This window comes from Anaerocolumna chitinilytica (assembly GCF_014218355.1).
Taxonomy (GTDB): domain Bacteria; phylum Bacillota; class Clostridia; order Lachnospirales; family Lachnospiraceae; genus Anaerocolumna; species Anaerocolumna chitinilytica.
In genome coordinates, this window is sequence record NZ_AP023368.1 from 1,716,261 (window position 1) to 1,733,176 (window position 16,916).

The window sequence follows — 16,916 nt, forward strand, 5'->3', positions numbered from 1 at the left end:
ATAATGGATAATTATTTATTAAATGAAATAGACTTTCGAGAAAAAAACTTTATGGAGGTTTTTAATGAAGTACAAAGTTATGTAGCGGAGAATTTCTCCAAGTTAATTACAGAACAGGAAACAGATAAGACCAAAGAGCAGTTAAAAAATACTGTAAAAAAATACCTAACTGATCGGAAACTAAAAGCTGAAGAATTATCACTGGAGGAAACCATTGAAAAATTATACAGTGAAATGACGGAATTTTCAGTGCTGAATGCTTATTTGGATTCTGATAGGACAGATATTGAAGAGATAAATATCAATGCCTGGAATGATATAAAAGTGAGCTTTTCTAATGGAACCACAAAAAGCGTCGAACATTTTTCCGGCCCTAGACATTGTGAAAATATAGTCCGAAGAGTATTGAATAAAGAATCCAAGATGATACTAGATAAATCTAGGCCTATTGTAAGAGGTCATTTATCCAATAAGATACGTATCACTGTCATGGGAGATGGTGTTGTTGACAAAAGTATCGGTCTAGCCGCTTCTATCCGAATTGTTAATCCAAAAAGCCTTGATAAGTCAGATTTTGTTCAGAAAGGAACTGCAACAGAAGAGATTATCAGTACACTTGAAACACTATTTCGAAATGGTGTATCTATGTGCATTACAGGAGAGACCGGATGTGGAAAGACAACAATAATGAGTCACTTATTAAAGCAGGTTCCATACAAAAAACGTATCTTTACCATTGAAGAGGATGTAAGAGAGTTTGACCTTGTAGTTTACGATGAAAATGGGAATGTTCTTAACAATGTAGTACATACCTGTACGAGAAAATCGGAAGATCCTTCAAAGGTAATTGACCAGGAGAAATTGCTTGAGACAGCCATGACTATGAATCCGGATGTTATATGTGTTGCGGAGATGAAGGGTAAAGAAAGTTTTGCTGCACAGGAAGCAGCTAATACGGGGCATACCGTGATAACTACTACCCATGCAAATGGCTGCAGAGAAACTTATTCACGTATGGAAGATCTTTGCCGGCTTAAGGTTAATCTTGATAGTACTACATTAAGAGAAACCCTTATGAAGGCCTTCCCAATTGTAGCATTTGTTGAAAAGTATGAGGATAATGTTAGAAGGATAACTGAGATAACTGAATGTGTGTGGGATGAAGAGGGACATAGTAAGATTGTTACTCTGTATGAATATGAAATTGAGTCATCCACTAAAGATGAACAAGGGCATATTCATTATTCCGGAAGATTTGTAAAAAAGAATAATATCAGTAATCGATTGATTAAGTTACTTTTAAAGAGGGGTGTTCAGAAAAGCGAGATGTGTTTTCTAGAGAAAGGAGATAATCAGTAATGTTGGGGATTATTAGAATTCTGTCATTTGCCCTGTATCTTCTTGGGATTTTTTATCTGTTAAGATTAAACGTTGCAGAAGTAATGCAGGAGCTATCAGAACCTTTTAGTGCAAGGGAAAGCTTAAAAAACCGGATACTTCTTGCAAAGGGAAAGCGTAAGAAAAATACATTTTCTCTTATGATTGAGGATACTAGAAATATATTAAAACTGAACGGGAAAGAAGAAGATTTCCCAAAAGTATGTGTATTTTCTGTTACTCTTTCCATAGTAGGAATGCTTTTTGGACTTACGTTATCCAATTTTTTTATCGTTCCTGTACTGTGTGCTGGTTTGTGTACTGTTCCATTTATCTACATCAAATACCTTGGGATTAGGCTTAAAAAGCAACAAAACGAAGAATTAGAAACAGCTTTATCCATTATTACTTCCTCCTACATACGCTCTGAAAATATCGTAACAGCAATAGAAGAGAATAAGGATTATTTGAACCATCCGGTGAAAGAGGTTTTTCAACAATTTGTTCTACAGGCAAATCTAGTAAATCCGGATGTCAAAGTATTATTGTACAACATGAAGATGCAAATAGATAATACCGTCTTTGAAGAATGGTGCGATGCAGTTGTTGCCTGCCAGGATGATGGGGCACTTAAAACAACATTACTTCCAATAGTCAAGAAGCTCTCTAATATACGACTAGTCAGTGTAAGATTGGATGCTATGCTTTATGCGCCTGTTAAGGAGTTTATTACAATGGTATTATTGATTGTCGCCAATGTACCGTTAATGTACTTTATTAACCGGACATGGTTTGAAATTCTGGTTTTCCATACTGCTGGTAAGTTGGTTCTTGCGCTTTGCGCTACAGTAATATTTATTTCTACTATTAATGTTATTAGGATATCAAAGCCAATTGAATATAAGAGGTAATTGAAAGGAGGAGCACTAACTCTATGATTATAGCAGCAATAGCAGTCACTTTTCTTTTGACTGCATATGGAAGTTATACGATATTAACCAGTGTACTTGGTTTGGCTTCAGCCAAAGCAGAAAAAGCAGCCCAGGTATATCACAGCCGTTATAAGAAACTTCAGGAACCCGATGTGTTTCTTGAAACATTGGCTGTTAAACTTTCGAGATATATCCGGATGGATTCTTACAAACGTAAAAAGCTCGAAGCTGATCTCAAAAGTCTTAATAAGACAGAATCACCCGAAATTTATAAAGCTAAAACACTGATAGTACCAATATTTTTATTATTGGGTATTATACCTTGCGTTCTGATTGCACCAATACTATCCATTGTATTTGTTGCAGCTGCAGTAATTGTTTATTTTAAGGGAGATATGGACGTCCAGGAGCAACTGAAAAAGAAAAGAGAAAGTATTGAATTTGAACTTCCGCGATTCGCCAGTACTTTGAAACAAGAGCTTGTAAGTAGCCGAGATGTTCTGACGATACTGGAGAGCTATACAAGAAATGCGGGGGAAGCTATGAAAGCAGAATTGGATAAGACGGTAGCAGATATGCGTTCAGGTAATTATGAAGCCGCTCTGATTCGCTTTGAAAGTAGAATTTCGATTCCAGCATTGTCAGACATTACGCGAGGTCTGGTAGGCGTTTTAAGAGGAGATAACAATGTAAGCTATTTTGATATGCTTAGTCATGATTTGGATGTCCTTGAAGTACAGCGCTTAGAAAATATTGCGATGAAACAGCCGGGCAAGATTAAGAAATATTTGTTTTTACTGCTTATGTCACTACTTGTTATGTATTGTACTATATTGGCCGTATACACTTTGGTTATGGTCAGATAATAGAAAGGAATGCAATGACCAAGAAAAATAAGTTGATTAGGGTGCTAAAGGATCGGTCAGGCGCAACCTACATAGAAATGGTTATAGGAATTCTAATTTTTGTCCTAGCTATTGTCTTTGCAATAAAATTTTTACCTGTTCTTATTCTTAAAAACCAGTTAAATACATTTGCTACACAAGTAAGTAAAATTGTTTCTGTTGAAGGTTGTTATGACAGCCACGTTCAAGAAATGATAGAAGAGTTGCGGGTAAAAAGTGAGATCGGGAATGTAACTATAGCGACGGATGGAACAGATTTTATTTCAGGTACAAAAAAAATTCAATTAGACAATGAAATCAACATTAAAGTTACTACCCAATATGATATTGGGATATTTACCTTTGGGAGTTTTCCTATAACCGTAAAAAGTGTTGCACAGGCAAGGAGTGATGCATATTGGAAATAAGAAAAAGATTACAAAGGAAATTAATTGATAAAAAAGGATTCGGACTCATTGAAGCAGTAGTGATTTTTCTCTTTGTCATGATTCTTATTTCCGTAGCTTTTGAATATTTACGGGTGCAAATAATTGCTAATGGAGTAAGAGATAGCTTTGAAAGAGCATCTCTTACGGTGGCAGCCGAAAACTACAATGAAGTATATGCAGGATTCAGAGAAGAATACAATATTGGAGGTTTCTATGATGGCGGACCGGCTGGAGGAGGAAACCAAGATGAGGTACCTGAATGGGTAGCTATTAATGATTATGGTGATGTAGAAGACGAGCTGCGGGATCTCCTCAAGTTAAAGGAAGTGGATAATGCCATTAAGAATGATAAGGATAATTATACATTGGAGAATATTCAGGTTGAAGTAAATAACTCTAGCGTTAATGCTGGAGGAAGATATGAAATTCGAGGAAAGCTTAAACTAATTCTCCCCTTACATTTTGCAGGAGTTAAGATTATGGATATAAATTTGCCAGTGTCTATACAGACGGCCTATACACCAAAATACTAGGAAGGAGGTTAATTTTACGTTTAAAAATCTATTTGACTTTGTACATGCTTTCTTTGCATATAACTGGTGGATTGTAGTTATTATCTTTTTAGGCTTGTATAGTTTAAAGAGTCTATATTATTTATTGGTGAAGAAAAATCGCTCTTATAAAATAATGAGCATCATTACTTTGGGGATTGTTCTTATATTGCCAATTATTAACTTGTATATCAGTAATCCAATATCAGAATTCAGAGTTTGTATTATATTGATTTTAAGTTTAGAAGTCAAGGTTATAATCGCTGTTACTGAAATTAAAAAACAAACAATTATTACATGTTTTTCAGATAATAAAATACAATGGTACAGTATGTTAGCACTTGCATGCATTCTTGGGTTTTATATAAATATCGGATTGATTCCAATTAATATGAAGTTTGGTATTTATTCACCTCATCTTGCCTATTATGGATATTTATGTTATTATTTCAAGAAAAAGAGGGATTGATGTAAAATAAAGAGTCTAGATAAATTCATGTATTTTATATTAAGATGTCAGAGCAAGGTAGCTGTATTTGATAAATTATATTGTAATAAGAAGAAAGTTTTAATAATCAGTGGTTCAGCTTTGGGAGGAATATTGCTTTCACTATTTCTTAAATTTAATGGCTTTGCTATTATACTACTTATGTTACTTTTATTTTTTATATCTTATTATCCTGTGCACAAATGGCATTCTTCAGTGAGACAAATGTTAAAACTATTGTTTAGCTATAACATAATTATGGTGTTCTTGGTCGTATATGAATTAGTCATATATTTAGAGCATTATAAACACCTTTTTCTTAATAAAGCATTCGTCTTCATATTTACACTTGTTTATTTTGGATTATGGTATTTTACTTCTTTGGTTGCCAAGAGTGAAACGGCTAAACTAGTCAATGAAATAATATCAGTGTTATTGACTATATTGTTTACTGCTGGAACTTATATAAGTTCATTATATTTAAGCTCATATCCGTCACTTGAAACATTAGAAAAAATGTATAAGAATGAACAGGAACTTGAAGTTGCCCTCTCAACTAACAGTGAATTAATAAGAAATATGTTGCCGTCTATATTTAATTACATATTAACAAAGATATATCTTTTAATACTACCCTTTTTGTGTATATCTCTTTTTAGCATGGTTACCATTAGTATAAAAGCATATTGGCTAAAAAGGAATAATAGGCATGATATATGGGATGATATTGATGATTATAGTAGTGAAAATAATGCAAAAAGTAAAATAATAAATTGTATGGATAATATTCCAGACAATATTACTGATGAAACAGAAATACTAATTTATCTTATTAAACAGTTAAAACAGGGTAATATAAAAGAAGATTGATTGATCTCATTGATTTATGTTATACTCTGATTATGAAAGAGAGGCGATAATATGAGTGAGGCCAAAGCTAAAGTTTTAGAACATTTAAAAATGGTTCCGGATGATATTACAAGTGAAACAGAAATACTCAATCGTCTGTATATGTTATTGAGATTGGAGCATAGCAAAGAGCGGGTTGAAGTAGAAGGCACCTTGACAGATGATGAACTTGCCGCACACTTTGCAGAGAAAAGAGAGCAAACACAGAGGTCATTATGCAATTAGAATGGTCAAAAGATGCTGTGGAAGACTTGGATACTATATGGGAGTACATTGCTGAAGATAATATGGATAGAGCTTTTTCATTTATAGAAGAGTTAAGAGCTGAAGCAAGAAAATTACCTGATAATCCTATGATGGGAAAGAAAATACCAGAATTGAATGATGAAACTTACAGGGAATGGTTCTATAAAGAATATACTCTTGTTTATCAGGTGACAGAAAAAAGTGTAATTATCCATGAGGTCTATAATCAGAAAAAGTACTTTATCCGGTCTATCAATAGATATGATGATAAGTCAATATAAAATTAATTACTGAAACCATCTGTATTATTACAGGTGGTTCTTTATTTTAGTTCCTAAGAAATTACTGTAAAAAACTTGCCAACCAAAGCATTATGATGTATAATTAAATTGGAAATATTTAACCTTAATGCTGTTTATTGGCTAAATTATCGAAAGTGAGGTTAAATTAATGGAAATAAAATCCGAAATAAAAAGTAAAAGAGTCAGCAAGTTAACAATTATCGCAGTGGCTGTAATGCTTATTACTACTGTGATTATTACTTCTTTGATAATATTTAATAAAAATAAAAGCACATCAGTTAACAACAAGCATACAAGTTTAGCTGCTAAAAATAATGAAAAGGTAAAAGAATCTTCTAAGCCTGAAAAAAGTAGTAATACAGATACAAAGCAGGACCTTAATCTTGTTGATTATGATGACATTGTAAATCTGAATAAGTCATTTAATAATCCGGCGGTAGACAATAATGGAAATGAAGACAGTAAACTAGATCCTGATCAAACAATAAAAGATAATGCATCAACTTCATTTGACAAAAGCAATGATAAAAGCAGTGCGGTAGGAAGTAGCACTGAAAAAGCTATAACGAATGGAAAATCCGTTACTATTGATGAATCGTCTGAAACTATAAAAGATGAAAGCAAACAAAACGAATATAAGGGTGGAGAAAACCAAGGGCCTATTGAATTTTTTGATGTAAAGCCAGAAAAAGGAGCAGATGTAAAGGGTGATGTTCCTGCAAGTGGTGAGCACGTAGGAAAATGGAATTAATACACATTTAGAAAGGGGAAGATTTAGATGAAGAAAGGGAAATATGTTGGTTTTGGATGTATATGTTTACTAATTACAGTTATTACCGGTGTTGGTGTTTACCGGCATTATCAGATGGAGCTTATAACAGATCCAGTTGTGACTGAGTTGGGGGAGTCACTTAGTACGAACGTATCTGAGTATGTTAAAGGAAATATTACACATGCGCAAATGGATATGTCAAATGTATACATTGAAAAAACAGGATTATATGAAGCTCATATAACAAATGGTGCGACAGAGCTAGATCTTCATGTAAAAGTAACGGATACTACACCTCCAACAGCAACTGTTTTATCAGGAAAAGAATTTTTAACCAATGAAGTGGTTAAAGCAGCTGCTTTAGTAACTAATGTAAAGGATACAAGCAATTCTGTATCAATAACTTTTGAGGATGGTAAGGAAAGCCATACTTATGTAGAAGGTGGAGAAATTAGTGAAGTAGTGGTTCTGACTGATGCTTCAGGTAATAAAAGCAATTTAGGTACTACGTTTAAAGTAATTGGTGATACGATAAAGCCTACTTTAAGAGGAATAAAACCCATAAAAACTTTTATGGAAGATAAAGTTGATTATATTAAAGGAATAAGTGCATCGGATGACCGGGATGGTGATTTGACTACAGAAATAAGAGTCAACACAGAAAATGTAGATTTAAAAACACCTGGTAAATATATAATTACGTATTCAGTTAGTGATCGTTCTGGTAATGAAGTAAAAAAGCAGACATATGTTAGAGTTTTGGAAGATAAAGCACCAGTGTTTAAAGGATTAAAAAACAAGACAGTTTATGTTAATAGTAAAATTAAATACTTAGCTGGAATTAGTGCATTTGATGATAGAGACGGAAATCTTACCTCTAAAATACAAGTGAACAATGATGAAGTGAATCTTTCAAAGGCAGGAATTTACAACGTTGTATACATGGTAAAGGACAGCGCTGGGAATACAACTACTAAAACCATTACAGTAAATGTAAAAAACAAAGAAGCAATCTCAACTGGTAATAATAAAACATCAGAAGATGATAAAAAAAATAACACCAATGATAAAGATTCTTCAGGTGGATTTAAGTTCTTTGATGTTGATCCTGAAAAGGGAGCTGATGTAAACGGAGATGTTCCGGCTAGTGGTGAACATGTTGGAAATTGGGGGTAATTTATAGTAATTAAAAGCATAGCCGAAAGCTATGCTTTTTTTATGGAGGAATACAATGCAAAGAAGAAGAGAATTATTTATTTTAATTTTTATTGTTTTATTATTATTTCAAGGCAACAGAATGGTTTTTGCAGATTCAAACATGGATGGAGGAGGAAGTGGTGGCGGAACACAAGATGGAACTTGTGATAATTATTATTCATCTGGAGATGATGGAGTCAGAATAACTGTTATAAACATAAAAACAGGAATAAGGGCCAATGGTACCTGGACAATTGATTATTTCAGAAAATCCAAAGAGAATAAAGCAATTGTCCATTTCGGAAAGTATTCGAAACTAGAATATATGGGAGTTGCAGGTTATTCATCTTCAAAGGCATTACAGCAATCTTCAGAAGGGTATAGAGTTGATTCCGGTGGTAAAACTGTTGCATATCAAGTAGAGGAAATGCCAACGATTGTAAGTAGTTCCCTTGGTAATTCTGATATTGATGAAATAAAGAACTATTTTGATGATAAGGCGCGCTTAGAAGTTATTGCTTCACGCGTTGGTATGTCATATGGAGAAATGACAAATGGTAATTATAAACTTATTATTGAACCAATTATATACCTTACCTATGAAGGAAAATATATGGCCATGACAGCGCATGAAGTTGCTCTTCTGGATTTGGCTCTTGGCGGTACCGCGACAACAGGCGGACAGTTGAGAGCCAAATTTGTTTCTTTTACACACAAGAATTTACCACTATCTATATTCTTAAAGAAGAAGGAATTTGGAGTGAATCGTTGGACAGGGAGCAAAACTGACAGAGTTCAAAATGCACAAATCCTTAAGTATTTGGGAATCGGAATATTATCCTTTGAACCTGATACAGAAGTACAGGTTGGGGGAGGATCATATTGGTACAGACCCAATACTGATGTTATTACGGCAGTTAATGTTAGTGTAGATGGTGCTGGAGATGGAGCAACCTGTGACAATCCAATAACAGTCAAGTTTTCAGGTGCAATGATCCCTACAACTACGATTTCAGGGATAGTAATTCCCCCCGGTGGTTCAAGACCTGTATGGATTAAATGGAGAACACCAGACTTGAAGCTACAGACATCATCAACAATACATGTATCGATAACAGGAGGGAGTAGCACGGTATCTACATCGGATCTGGATATTGTGATAAAACCATTAGTAGAACAGGAACCGCCTAATCCAACAGCGGATGACACAAAACCAAAGAATTTCGATGACACGTTGCCAGCATTTCCAAAAATGTGGGAATTAAGAAATTATACGTCACCGATTACTACAACTTCCTGGCATACTTATACCTGTACAAAATCTTCTGTTTGGACAGGAGGTTATGAAACTGATGCGTATGGAAATTATGTCCATGATTATTATGGTAACAAGATTAAGATATATGAAACCGTATACACTTTCACTACCAATAATTATTCTGCTTCACTTACTTCGCAAAATGCATCAATTGTGACAGATACAGCTGTAAAGGAAGCTAATCCATCTAGTGGAACTATAAAGAGTGGCTATGGTATTGAACTTCGTGTAAATACTAAAATCACTGGTGATGCAGATGTAACAGGAATGCAGAATGCTGCATTTTATTTTCCTGAATTTAATTATAAGACATGGCGAAGATTAGGGAAACTTGCTGGTGCAAGCTTGAATGAAACTATTCAATTTCCTGTAAATTTGTATTCAATAAATAAAAGCAGAATACATTTTCTACCTATATGGTTTCCAGATAAGACTTATACCGTGTACGTTGAGACATTAGATGCATGGACACCTGGTGGAATGCTGAGTTACTATGCCACAGCCAGCATTAATGTTCAAGGTTCAATGTGGGATAACTGGCATATTAGCATCTTACCAAATTATTGAAATGGAGAGTTAATGATGGATGAAAATCAATTAAATGAAATGTTTTTTAACATAATGGAAGTACAGCAGGAAGATCGTAATGAGATAGAACAGTATTTGCAAAGCAATAACTTAGTAGTACTTCTTGAGCAACAACCCAAACTACAAATCTCTGAGGAGACTACCGGAAAATTGAAGCTGTTGGCTGAAATGATAGCTTTTAGGGAGGCCCTATGAATATCATGCAAACCAATAAAGAAGTATTTATAAAGGGACTTTGTAAATTTGTTGGTTTAAGCAGTAGTAGGCTTAAACATATGAGTGAAGCAGAACTTCTGCAGATAATGGATCACCCTATGCTAATTGATGCTACCAGCAGTCAGGAGCAGAAGCTTTTAATGTTAAAGCAATTTATTAACTCATATCAATATTATCGAAAAGGGAACTCTGAAATGCAAAGTTATAATTCTCCGGAGAAGATAGCAGATTATTTCTTCTCAAAGGTGAACTATCAAAAAGACAGAGAGTCTTTTATGATAGCTTATTTAGATTCAAAGATGCAGCTTATGTGCTGTGATGAATATCAAGGGAGTGTTAATATGTGTTCAGTACAGCCTAGAGACTTAGTGAAGAGGGCCTTACAATTTGATTGTGCATGCATTATTATTGGGCATAATCATCCATCTGGTGACCCGCATCCCAGCAAAGAAGATATTACTATTACCAAAAGACTTGTTGCTATTTTTGATTCCATGGGTATACCTTTACAGGATCATATAATAGTTGGAAGAGAACGCTATTTATCAATGAAAGAACAAGGATATATGGACAATATGAAGCAACTGCCAAAGATGTCGGATTATATGCCTATTGCAATCAGTAAGATTTCTGAAATCTCTGAAAGAGAGGAAGAATTCGAGCCAGAATAATAAGAGGATTCAGAAGAAGAATACTATTTAAAATGCAGCTGCTTACAGCTGCTTTTTTTAAACTTGGAGAGTGTGTATGAATAAGGCAGTATTAATGGGAAGGCTAACCAGAAACCCAGTAGTCCGAGTCAGTACTAAGGGATTACCCTTTGCTGGTTTTACACTGGCTGTAATCAGAAGAATTGAAAATAATGGTGAAGAGGAAACAGATTACATAAAATGCATCACCTTTGACAAGCAGGCTGAATTTGCAAAGAAGTATATTAAACAGGGTAGCAAAATACTTGTAGTAGGGAGGATGCAAAATTATAGTTACATAGGAAACAATGGCCAATCAATCTTAGGATTACAGATTATTGTAGAAGAAGTGGAATTTGCTGAAAGTAAGGTAAGATAATTATATATTACAGTTAAAGAAAGTGAGAGATAATTATGGGTATATCTAAAGCAGAGCAAAACGAGGTTAGCGTGAAGGATTTCACTTTAGCCACATCGGATGTGATAGAAAGAATTCAATCTGCGAATAAAATGACTAATGAAACCAAACATTCCATGATATCAAATGGTTGTTCGCATCATGTAAAAAGTAATCTTACATACCTGACGAAAGATGAAGCTAACGTAGCACTTAACCTTAAAATTAAAATTGGTTATGCTGATTCGGTTGAGGATTTTCATGGAACCTGGGAGGACTACTATAGTTATTATTCTATTAATTCGCCAGAGAGAATTAAATCCTGTAACAGTCGAATTTCAATTGACCCGGCATATGATTTAGCAAAATCCATTTATGGAACGAAAGACTTAAAGCTAATTATACAAAATATAAATATGCTTGAAAAAATGAATGAAATGCAATCACTAGTCGATGTCTTACATGAAGTACAATACGAAATGGAAGAAGAAATGTAAAAAATAATGAAAGGATAACAATATGAGAGAGTTAATATTTCCGTTAGTAATGATTGTATTATGTATCGTAGCAGTGATACTTATGCTTATTTATTTGAAGCGTAGTGCTAAGAAATCAGAGAACAGTCAAAAAATTTCCCCTGAAGTCCCGCAGAAAACAGCGCAGGACTTTGTTAATGTTCGGGATATCAATGATATTTTCCTATATAACCGGAGTGGCTATGTTATTAGTTATATTAAGGTTCAGTCCTTTGAAAAGGATCTTCTAAGCAAAAATGAAGAAAAACTGCTAACAAAAAAATTGACAGCTGCATTTTCAGAATTAGAAGAGGATTTTAAGTTTCTGGCCGTAAGCCGGCCTGTAGATATAACACCGCTTGTTTTGGAATATACAGAAATGATTAAGAATACCAACAATCTGATAAGAAAAGAAGTTCTCAGGAACGAAATTTCAGTGATTTCAGATTTTTCTCTTTCAGGGGAGGTAGTACAGAGAGAATTTTATTACATGTTGTGGGAAAAACAAACAGAGGATGCGGAAACTGATTTACGTAAAAGAGCTAAAGACTTTTCAGAGAAACTGAATGCATGCGGTTTAAAAGCTGAAGTAATAAAAAAGCCTGAAATCATAAGGCTTTGTAATCTAATCAATAACCCGGCTTTTGCCGCGATTGAAGATACAAGAACCGAAGCAGTTATACCAATCTTAGATGAGTATTAAGCAGAGGAGTACTACCATGAAAAAGAATGCAGAACATATAAATAATGCTCTATTAAATCTTATATCTCCTATTGGATTATACTTTCAGAAAAATAGCCTTTCCGTAGGAGAAAATATCGGGAAAATATATGGTTTGATAAAATATCCTGCAAAGCCGGATTATGGCTGGATGTCTAAAATAACAAATATTCCAGGTACATTGGCAAGTTTTCATTTTAAGCCAATTAATAACAGTGATTTTGTAGATGCTCTTAACAGAAATATAAGTTTTGAAAGAGGTGTTGAGAAGACTACAAAAGATACCTTAAGTAAGCAGAGAGCAAAAAAGGCTGCCGATGATGGTGAAAGGCTACTAGAAAATATTGATCAAAATGGTGAATTAGTAGGTTTATTAAGTACTACCATTATGCCCTTTGCTACAGAACCTGTAATGTTTGAAAAAGTTAGGCGTAAGGCTGTAGGATCAGTAATGGCCTCGAAATGTAAGTTACGACTTTTATCAGACCTGCAGCACAGAGCTTTACAGCATATGTCTCCAATGTATACGACGGATGATTATATACAGCAGGTAACAGAAAGAGTTGTTCCACTTTCAGCTGTTATGGGAGGGTTTGCTAATGCCAGTTCCGGTTTTAATGATGGTAGCGGTTATTATGTTGCAAAGGATGCTTCCGGTGGATTAGTCATTTTGGATTTTTGGTTGCGCTCCGGGGATAGAACAAATACTAATTTTGTTATCCTTGGAATTCAAGGCCAAGGAAAATCTACTGCCATAAAACATATTGTAATTTCTGAATTTATGAAAGGAACGAAGATTATTTTAACTGATCCACAGGGCGAGTATAAATATCTCTGTAAAAAGCTAGGGGGAGATTTAATAAATGCCGGTGGTGGCGAGGATGGAAGAATTAACCCTCTTCAAATTCGTGCGATTCCAAGAGACACCGATGAAGATGCAAGTGATGAAACAACGAAGGTCTATGCAGATGAGGGCTTTGGAATGGGAGATATGGCATTATACATAAAGCATCTTGAAGTTTTCTTTGCAATTTATCTACCTTCGCTTACTGCGATTGAAAAGGCATTATTAAAATCTACTATTATTGAACTATATAACAATTTTAACATCTTTTGGGATACTGATATCTCTTTGTTGAAACCGCAGGACTTTCCAATAATGGAGGATTTGTATAACCTTTTAATAAAAAAAGCTGAAGAGAAGGATAAAGTAAGAAAAGGCAATGATATCAATGCATTTGAAACATTATCTATTTTGCTAGAAGACGCGGCGAAAGGATCAGACAGTGCTTTATGGAATGGATACACTACAATTAACCCTAAATCAAGAGTAATATGTCTGGTAACAAAAAGCCTTCAGGATGCTCCTGATAATGTAAAGCGCGCTCAGTATTTTAATATTGATAGTTGGACATGGGAAATTATGACGGCGGATCCTACAGAACCTGTTTTGAGCTTATATGATGAGGCTTACTTAAAAATAGATTCTAATGTTCCTCAGTCATTAGCGTTCTTAAGGAATAGTGTTAAAAGTTCCAGAAAATTTGAAGCCGGAATCGGAGTAATATCACATTCCGTAGTAGATTTCCTTGATCCTTCTATAAAAATGTATGGACAAGCCCTCATGGATTCACCTTGTTATAAAATCATATTTGGATGTGATGGACAAAATCTAAAAGAGATTAAAGAATTATATGACTTAACCAGTGCTGAAGAAGAACTGCTACTGAGTAAACAGCGAGGACATGCATTGATGATGATTGGCTCTAAAAGGCTTCATGTGAATTTTGATATTCCGGAATATAAATTCGAATATATCGGAACGGCAGGTGGAAGATAAGATGGGAGTGGTATCTGCCGCAAAGATTGCTGCAGAGGCAGCAAGGGTTTTAAAGGACGAAAAAAAAAGAGAAGCAATTATTGCAATCGTTTTAGTCCCCATTTTTATAGTATTTATGCTAATATCTACACTTCTTTATATTGTTTTTGCTCCTTTAGAAGATATATTGGGTGACAATAAGGATACAGTGGGGTTGACTGAATTAAAAAGTCAGGTAAGCATTGAATACTCAGATGAATCTAATGACGATGGAAGTTATACGATGGACTATGAAAAAACAGTCATCAAAAGCGGAAAAGTAGATGTTACATATTATAATCAGAATGATAATCCATGGAAAAGCATGATGTATGGAACTGTTCGAACGATAGGTATAAGTGGTTGTGGACCAACTTCCATGGCGATCGTATTATCTACTTTTACAGGGCAAGAGATAACACCGGAGATAACCGCTAATTGGTCCTTCCAACATGGATACCTAGTACAGGGTTATAGCGACGGAGTGCCATATGCCATGTCGAGCCACGCTTTAATACCGGCTCTGGTAGATGAATATAATCTTAGCTGTACAGGTATAAACAAGGATAAGGAAACCGCTAAAAGATTATATGAGGCATTGTCTGAAGGTAAACTTGTAGTTGCTATCATGGGGCCTGGACATTTTACAAGTGGAGGGCACTTTATTGTTTTACGTGGAGTAACAGAATCAGGGAAAATATTAGTCGCTGACTGTGCGAGTAGGCAGCGTACCAACCGGGAGTGGGATATTGAAACAATAATTAATGAATCGAAAGGGAGTGCAGGAGCTGGTGGTCCTTTCTGGGCAATAAGTAAATAATTTAGCAACTAGGAACGTGACATAATGAATGAATTATATGAACAGGATAAAATAACGAATAGTGATTACGTAGCTACTCCACGGTATGTAGTAGAAGTAAATTATATGAGAGGTGAATTATATTGAAAGATAATAAAATAATAACGCTCATTCTTTGGGGTGTTATAGCAGTAGTTGTGATAGCTGCAGGCATCCTTCTTAATTTAAAAGATGTAAAGAATAGACCGGATAAGGATGTCCCTGCTGTTGTTTATGATGGCAGTGAAAACAATCCGGTAATTGAGGGGGTACAATAATGTTTTTTTATATAACAACAGAAGCCAAAGAAAAGAAATTTGATTTCCTGCAGGAAAGTTTCATACTAAGTAAAGAAGTCAAAAAGAATATGAATTACGATATATTTATGAAATATCTTAAAAAAGAAATGAGGAACCTTAAAGTTGATTCTCTATTACTTGATCTTAACTGCTTTGAGATTGATGATTATATGGTATTAAAAGATGCTTTTGAATCGTTTTATTTGTTATATCCGGAGAGCCGAATTATAATTTTGCCTGAAGATGAGGGTAAGAGAGATACTTTGTATCAGCTGCAGGCTGAGTATATCAATAAGCTATTTATAATAGCTGAACCTGATAATCCTGAAATAGAAATCTATAATATCATAGATAAAATTAATTCTGAAGAAACACTAAATAATGAAAGGGATGAAGAAGTAGAAGCGAATCCGATTGAGGATACAATAAAAGCTAAGAAGATGGACAAGCAACTGCAAACTAAAGATCCGGAAGTTCCACCTAAATTGGCTGACGACTTTGTTAAAAAGCCTATAAAGGTAAATCAAGGCATTCCTTTGAAAGCTAATACTAACCAAAAGAAACCAAAGGAAGTATTAGCTTACACGGTGCCTGAATTTGAAAGAAAATCGGAAATTAAGACACTTCAAGATTTTATTAAGGAAAAGAAAATTAAAAATAAATGGGAATGCCAGAATTTTATGATTGGCATTATGGGGGTAGAAAGAAAGGTAGGTACATCTACTGCAGCAATCCAGCTATCTAATTATTTACAGTCTATCGGTGCCAAAGTATCATATGTCGAAGCTAATGCTCATAACCATCTGGAGCTTATTGCAGGTGATTACGAATTCCTAAAAGTAAAGGACCATTATTTGAAAAAAGCAGTTTCATACTTTCAAGAGTATAAATATGATTCAAATGCCGGCAATAATTTTATCATTTTTGATCTTGGATGTATTAATGAGTATGAAGATAAAGTTAATCAATTTGTTGATACTATGGATAGTGTTATCCTGGTATCAGGAAGGCAATCTTATGAACAATTAGCGCTTGATACGGCAATAAATATGATTGCAGATAACACTAAGATTAACTTGCTTTTTAATTTGGTTATGGAAAATGAAATAATAAAGCTAAAAACGAAATATCAGAATGAAGCTAGACTTATAACGTACATAAAATATTGCCCAGACTTATTATTACCTTCCGGCTTTGCTGGTAATAAAATTATTGAAGAATTTTTAAATGAAATCGAATAAAGACAAAAAAATAAACGCCAGGGCAAGTGGCGTTTATCTAGCCAGTAAACTGACTATACTAAAAAACTAATAGCTAATTTTATTATATCATATGTATAAGAATAGTAAATAGCTACCCTATAGTTTTTTA

Annotated in this window: 20 protein-coding genes; all 20 read left to right on the forward strand. The window is 34.4% G+C overall.

Translation table 11 applies throughout. From position 1 onward, the window contains the following. The first annotated feature begins 3 nt into the window (after positions 1-3). Complete coding sequence (locus bsdcttw_RS07355) at positions 4-1,359, forward strand: ATPase, T2SS/T4P/T4SS family (protein ID WP_185258731.1); 1,356 nt, start codon at positions 4-6, stop codon at positions 1,357-1,359. Next, positions 1,359-2,288 carry a type II secretion system F family protein gene (locus tag bsdcttw_RS07360; protein WP_185258732.1) on the forward strand — a complete coding sequence of 310 codons (930 nt, stop codon included), beginning with the start codon at positions 1,359-1,361 and terminating at the stop codon, positions 2,286-2,288. The genes bsdcttw_RS07355 and bsdcttw_RS07360 overlap by 1 nt, the downstream gene beginning before the upstream one ends. A gap of 23 nt (positions 2,289-2,311) precedes the next feature. Then, complete coding sequence (locus bsdcttw_RS07365) at positions 2,312-3,175, forward strand: secretion protein F (RefSeq protein ID WP_185258733.1); 864 nt, start codon at positions 2,312-2,314, stop codon at positions 3,173-3,175. A 14-nt stretch (positions 3,176-3,189) separates the two neighbouring features. Beyond that, complete coding sequence (locus bsdcttw_RS07370) at positions 3,190-3,621, forward strand: DUF4320 family protein (protein WP_185258734.1); 432 nt, start codon at positions 3,190-3,192, stop codon at positions 3,619-3,621. Continuing rightward, complete coding sequence (locus bsdcttw_RS07375; RefSeq protein WP_185258735.1) at positions 3,612-4,175, forward strand: hypothetical protein; 564 nt, start codon at positions 3,612-3,614, stop codon at positions 4,173-4,175. The genes bsdcttw_RS07370 and bsdcttw_RS07375 overlap by 10 nt, the downstream gene beginning before the upstream one ends. A 514-nt stretch (positions 4,176-4,689) precedes the next feature. Next, a complete protein-coding gene (locus tag bsdcttw_RS07380) occupies positions 4,690-5,550 on the forward strand; it encodes a hypothetical protein (protein ID WP_185258736.1) in 861 nt (286 codons plus the stop codon). A gap of 51 nt (positions 5,551-5,601) precedes the next feature. Beyond that, on the forward strand, positions 5,602-5,814 hold the full coding sequence (locus bsdcttw_RS07385) for a hypothetical protein (protein ID WP_185258737.1): 213 nt from the start codon (positions 5,602-5,604) through the stop codon (positions 5,812-5,814). After that, a complete protein-coding gene (locus bsdcttw_RS07390) occupies positions 5,805-6,116 on the forward strand; it encodes a type II toxin-antitoxin system RelE/ParE family toxin (RefSeq protein ID WP_185258738.1) in 312 nt (103 codons plus the stop codon). The genes bsdcttw_RS07385 and bsdcttw_RS07390 overlap by 10 nt, the downstream gene beginning before the upstream one ends. 169 nt (positions 6,117-6,285) lie before the next feature. Continuing rightward, positions 6,286-6,888: a hypothetical protein gene (locus bsdcttw_RS07395; RefSeq protein WP_185258739.1), complete on the forward strand. Its 603-nt coding sequence runs from the start codon at positions 6,286-6,288 to the stop codon at positions 6,886-6,888. Between the two features lie 27 nt (positions 6,889-6,915). After that, positions 6,916-8,085 (forward strand): immunoglobulin-like domain-containing protein, encoded by a 1,170-nt coding sequence (locus bsdcttw_RS07400; protein ID WP_185258740.1) that lies wholly within the window; start codon positions 6,916-6,918, stop codon positions 8,083-8,085. 55 nt (positions 8,086-8,140) lie between these two features. After that, the gene (locus bsdcttw_RS07405) at positions 8,141-9,991 is read left to right on the forward strand and encodes a hypothetical protein (RefSeq protein WP_185258741.1); all 1,851 of its coding nucleotides are present in this window, start codon (positions 8,141-8,143) and stop codon (positions 9,989-9,991) included. A 12-nt stretch (positions 9,992-10,003) separates the two neighbouring features. Continuing rightward, entirely contained in the window at positions 10,004-10,207 is a 204-nt protein-coding gene (locus bsdcttw_RS07410; protein ID WP_207726513.1) for a hypothetical protein, read from the forward strand. Then, a complete protein-coding gene (locus tag bsdcttw_RS07415) occupies positions 10,204-10,899 on the forward strand; it encodes a JAB domain-containing protein (protein WP_185258743.1) in 696 nt (231 codons plus the stop codon). The genes bsdcttw_RS07410 and bsdcttw_RS07415 overlap by 4 nt, the downstream gene beginning before the upstream one ends. 76 nt (positions 10,900-10,975) lie before the next feature. Continuing rightward, positions 10,976-11,296: a single-stranded DNA-binding protein gene (locus bsdcttw_RS07420; RefSeq protein ID WP_185258744.1), complete on the forward strand. Its 321-nt coding sequence runs from the start codon at positions 10,976-10,978 to the stop codon at positions 11,294-11,296. A gap of 71 nt (positions 11,297-11,367) precedes the next feature. Further along, entirely contained in the window at positions 11,368-11,811 is a 444-nt protein-coding gene (locus bsdcttw_RS07425) for a hypothetical protein (protein ID WP_207726514.1), read from the forward strand. 22 nt (positions 11,812-11,833) lie between these two features. After that, positions 11,834-12,532, forward strand: coding sequence for a hypothetical protein (locus bsdcttw_RS07430; protein ID WP_185258746.1), 699 nt, complete (start codon positions 11,834-11,836; stop codon positions 12,530-12,532). Between the two features lie 16 nt (positions 12,533-12,548). Next, positions 12,549-14,390, forward strand: a complete 1,842-nt coding sequence (locus tag bsdcttw_RS07435; RefSeq protein WP_185258747.1) for a VirB4 family type IV secretion system protein — start codon at positions 12,549-12,551, stop codon at positions 14,388-14,390. A gap of 1 nt (position 14,391) precedes the next feature. Further along, the gene (locus bsdcttw_RS07440) at positions 14,392-15,228 is read left to right on the forward strand and encodes a C39 family peptidase (RefSeq protein ID WP_185258748.1); all 837 of its coding nucleotides are present in this window, start codon (positions 14,392-14,394) and stop codon (positions 15,226-15,228) included. Positions 15,229-15,350: 122 nt separating this feature from the next. Beyond that, complete coding sequence (locus bsdcttw_RS07445) at positions 15,351-15,524, forward strand: hypothetical protein (protein WP_185258749.1); 174 nt, start codon at positions 15,351-15,353, stop codon at positions 15,522-15,524. Next, complete coding sequence (locus tag bsdcttw_RS07450) at positions 15,524-16,786, forward strand: hypothetical protein (protein WP_185258750.1); 1,263 nt, start codon at positions 15,524-15,526, stop codon at positions 16,784-16,786. Before bsdcttw_RS07445 ends, bsdcttw_RS07450 begins: the two co-directional genes overlap by 1 nt. Positions 16,787-16,916 lie beyond the last annotated feature (130 nt).

What these genes read in the sequence shown, in the direction of transcription:
- bsdcttw_RS07355 (WP_185258731.1), top strand. Translation starts at nt 4, where the DNA reads ATGGATAATTATTTATTAAATGAAATAGACTTTCGAGAAAAAAACTTT.
- bsdcttw_RS07360 (WP_185258732.1), top strand. Translation starts at nt 1,359, where the DNA reads ATGTTGGGGATTATTAGAATTCTGTCATTTGCCCTGTATCTTCTTGGG.
- bsdcttw_RS07365 (WP_185258733.1), top strand. Translation starts at nt 2,312, where the DNA reads ATGATTATAGCAGCAATAGCAGTCACTTTTCTTTTGACTGCATATGGA.
- bsdcttw_RS07370 (WP_185258734.1), top strand. Translation starts at nt 3,190, where the DNA reads ATGACCAAGAAAAATAAGTTGATTAGGGTGCTAAAGGATCGGTCAGGC.
- bsdcttw_RS07380 (WP_185258736.1), top strand. Translation starts at nt 4,690, where the DNA reads ATGTATTTTATATTAAGATGTCAGAGCAAGGTAGCTGTATTTGATAAA.
- bsdcttw_RS07385 (WP_185258737.1), top strand. Translation starts at nt 5,602, where the DNA reads ATGAGTGAGGCCAAAGCTAAAGTTTTAGAACATTTAAAAATGGTTCCG.
- bsdcttw_RS07390 (WP_185258738.1), top strand. Translation starts at nt 5,805, where the DNA reads ATGCAATTAGAATGGTCAAAAGATGCTGTGGAAGACTTGGATACTATA.
- bsdcttw_RS07395 (WP_185258739.1), top strand. Translation starts at nt 6,286, where the DNA reads ATGGAAATAAAATCCGAAATAAAAAGTAAAAGAGTCAGCAAGTTAACA.
- bsdcttw_RS07400 (WP_185258740.1), top strand. Translation starts at nt 6,916, where the DNA reads ATGAAGAAAGGGAAATATGTTGGTTTTGGATGTATATGTTTACTAATT.
- bsdcttw_RS07405 (WP_185258741.1), top strand. Translation starts at nt 8,141, where the DNA reads ATGCAAAGAAGAAGAGAATTATTTATTTTAATTTTTATTGTTTTATTA.
- bsdcttw_RS07410 (WP_207726513.1), top strand. Translation starts at nt 10,004, where the DNA reads ATGATGGATGAAAATCAATTAAATGAAATGTTTTTTAACATAATGGAA.
- bsdcttw_RS07415 (WP_185258743.1), top strand. Translation starts at nt 10,204, where the DNA reads ATGAATATCATGCAAACCAATAAAGAAGTATTTATAAAGGGACTTTGT.
- bsdcttw_RS07420 (WP_185258744.1), top strand. Translation starts at nt 10,976, where the DNA reads ATGAATAAGGCAGTATTAATGGGAAGGCTAACCAGAAACCCAGTAGTC.
- bsdcttw_RS07430 (WP_185258746.1), top strand. Translation starts at nt 11,834, where the DNA reads ATGAGAGAGTTAATATTTCCGTTAGTAATGATTGTATTATGTATCGTA.
- bsdcttw_RS07435 (WP_185258747.1), top strand. Translation starts at nt 12,549, where the DNA reads ATGAAAAAGAATGCAGAACATATAAATAATGCTCTATTAAATCTTATA.
- bsdcttw_RS07440 (WP_185258748.1), top strand. Translation starts at nt 14,392, where the DNA reads ATGGGAGTGGTATCTGCCGCAAAGATTGCTGCAGAGGCAGCAAGGGTT.
- bsdcttw_RS07450 (WP_185258750.1), top strand. Translation starts at nt 15,524, where the DNA reads ATGTTTTTTTATATAACAACAGAAGCCAAAGAAAAGAAATTTGATTTC.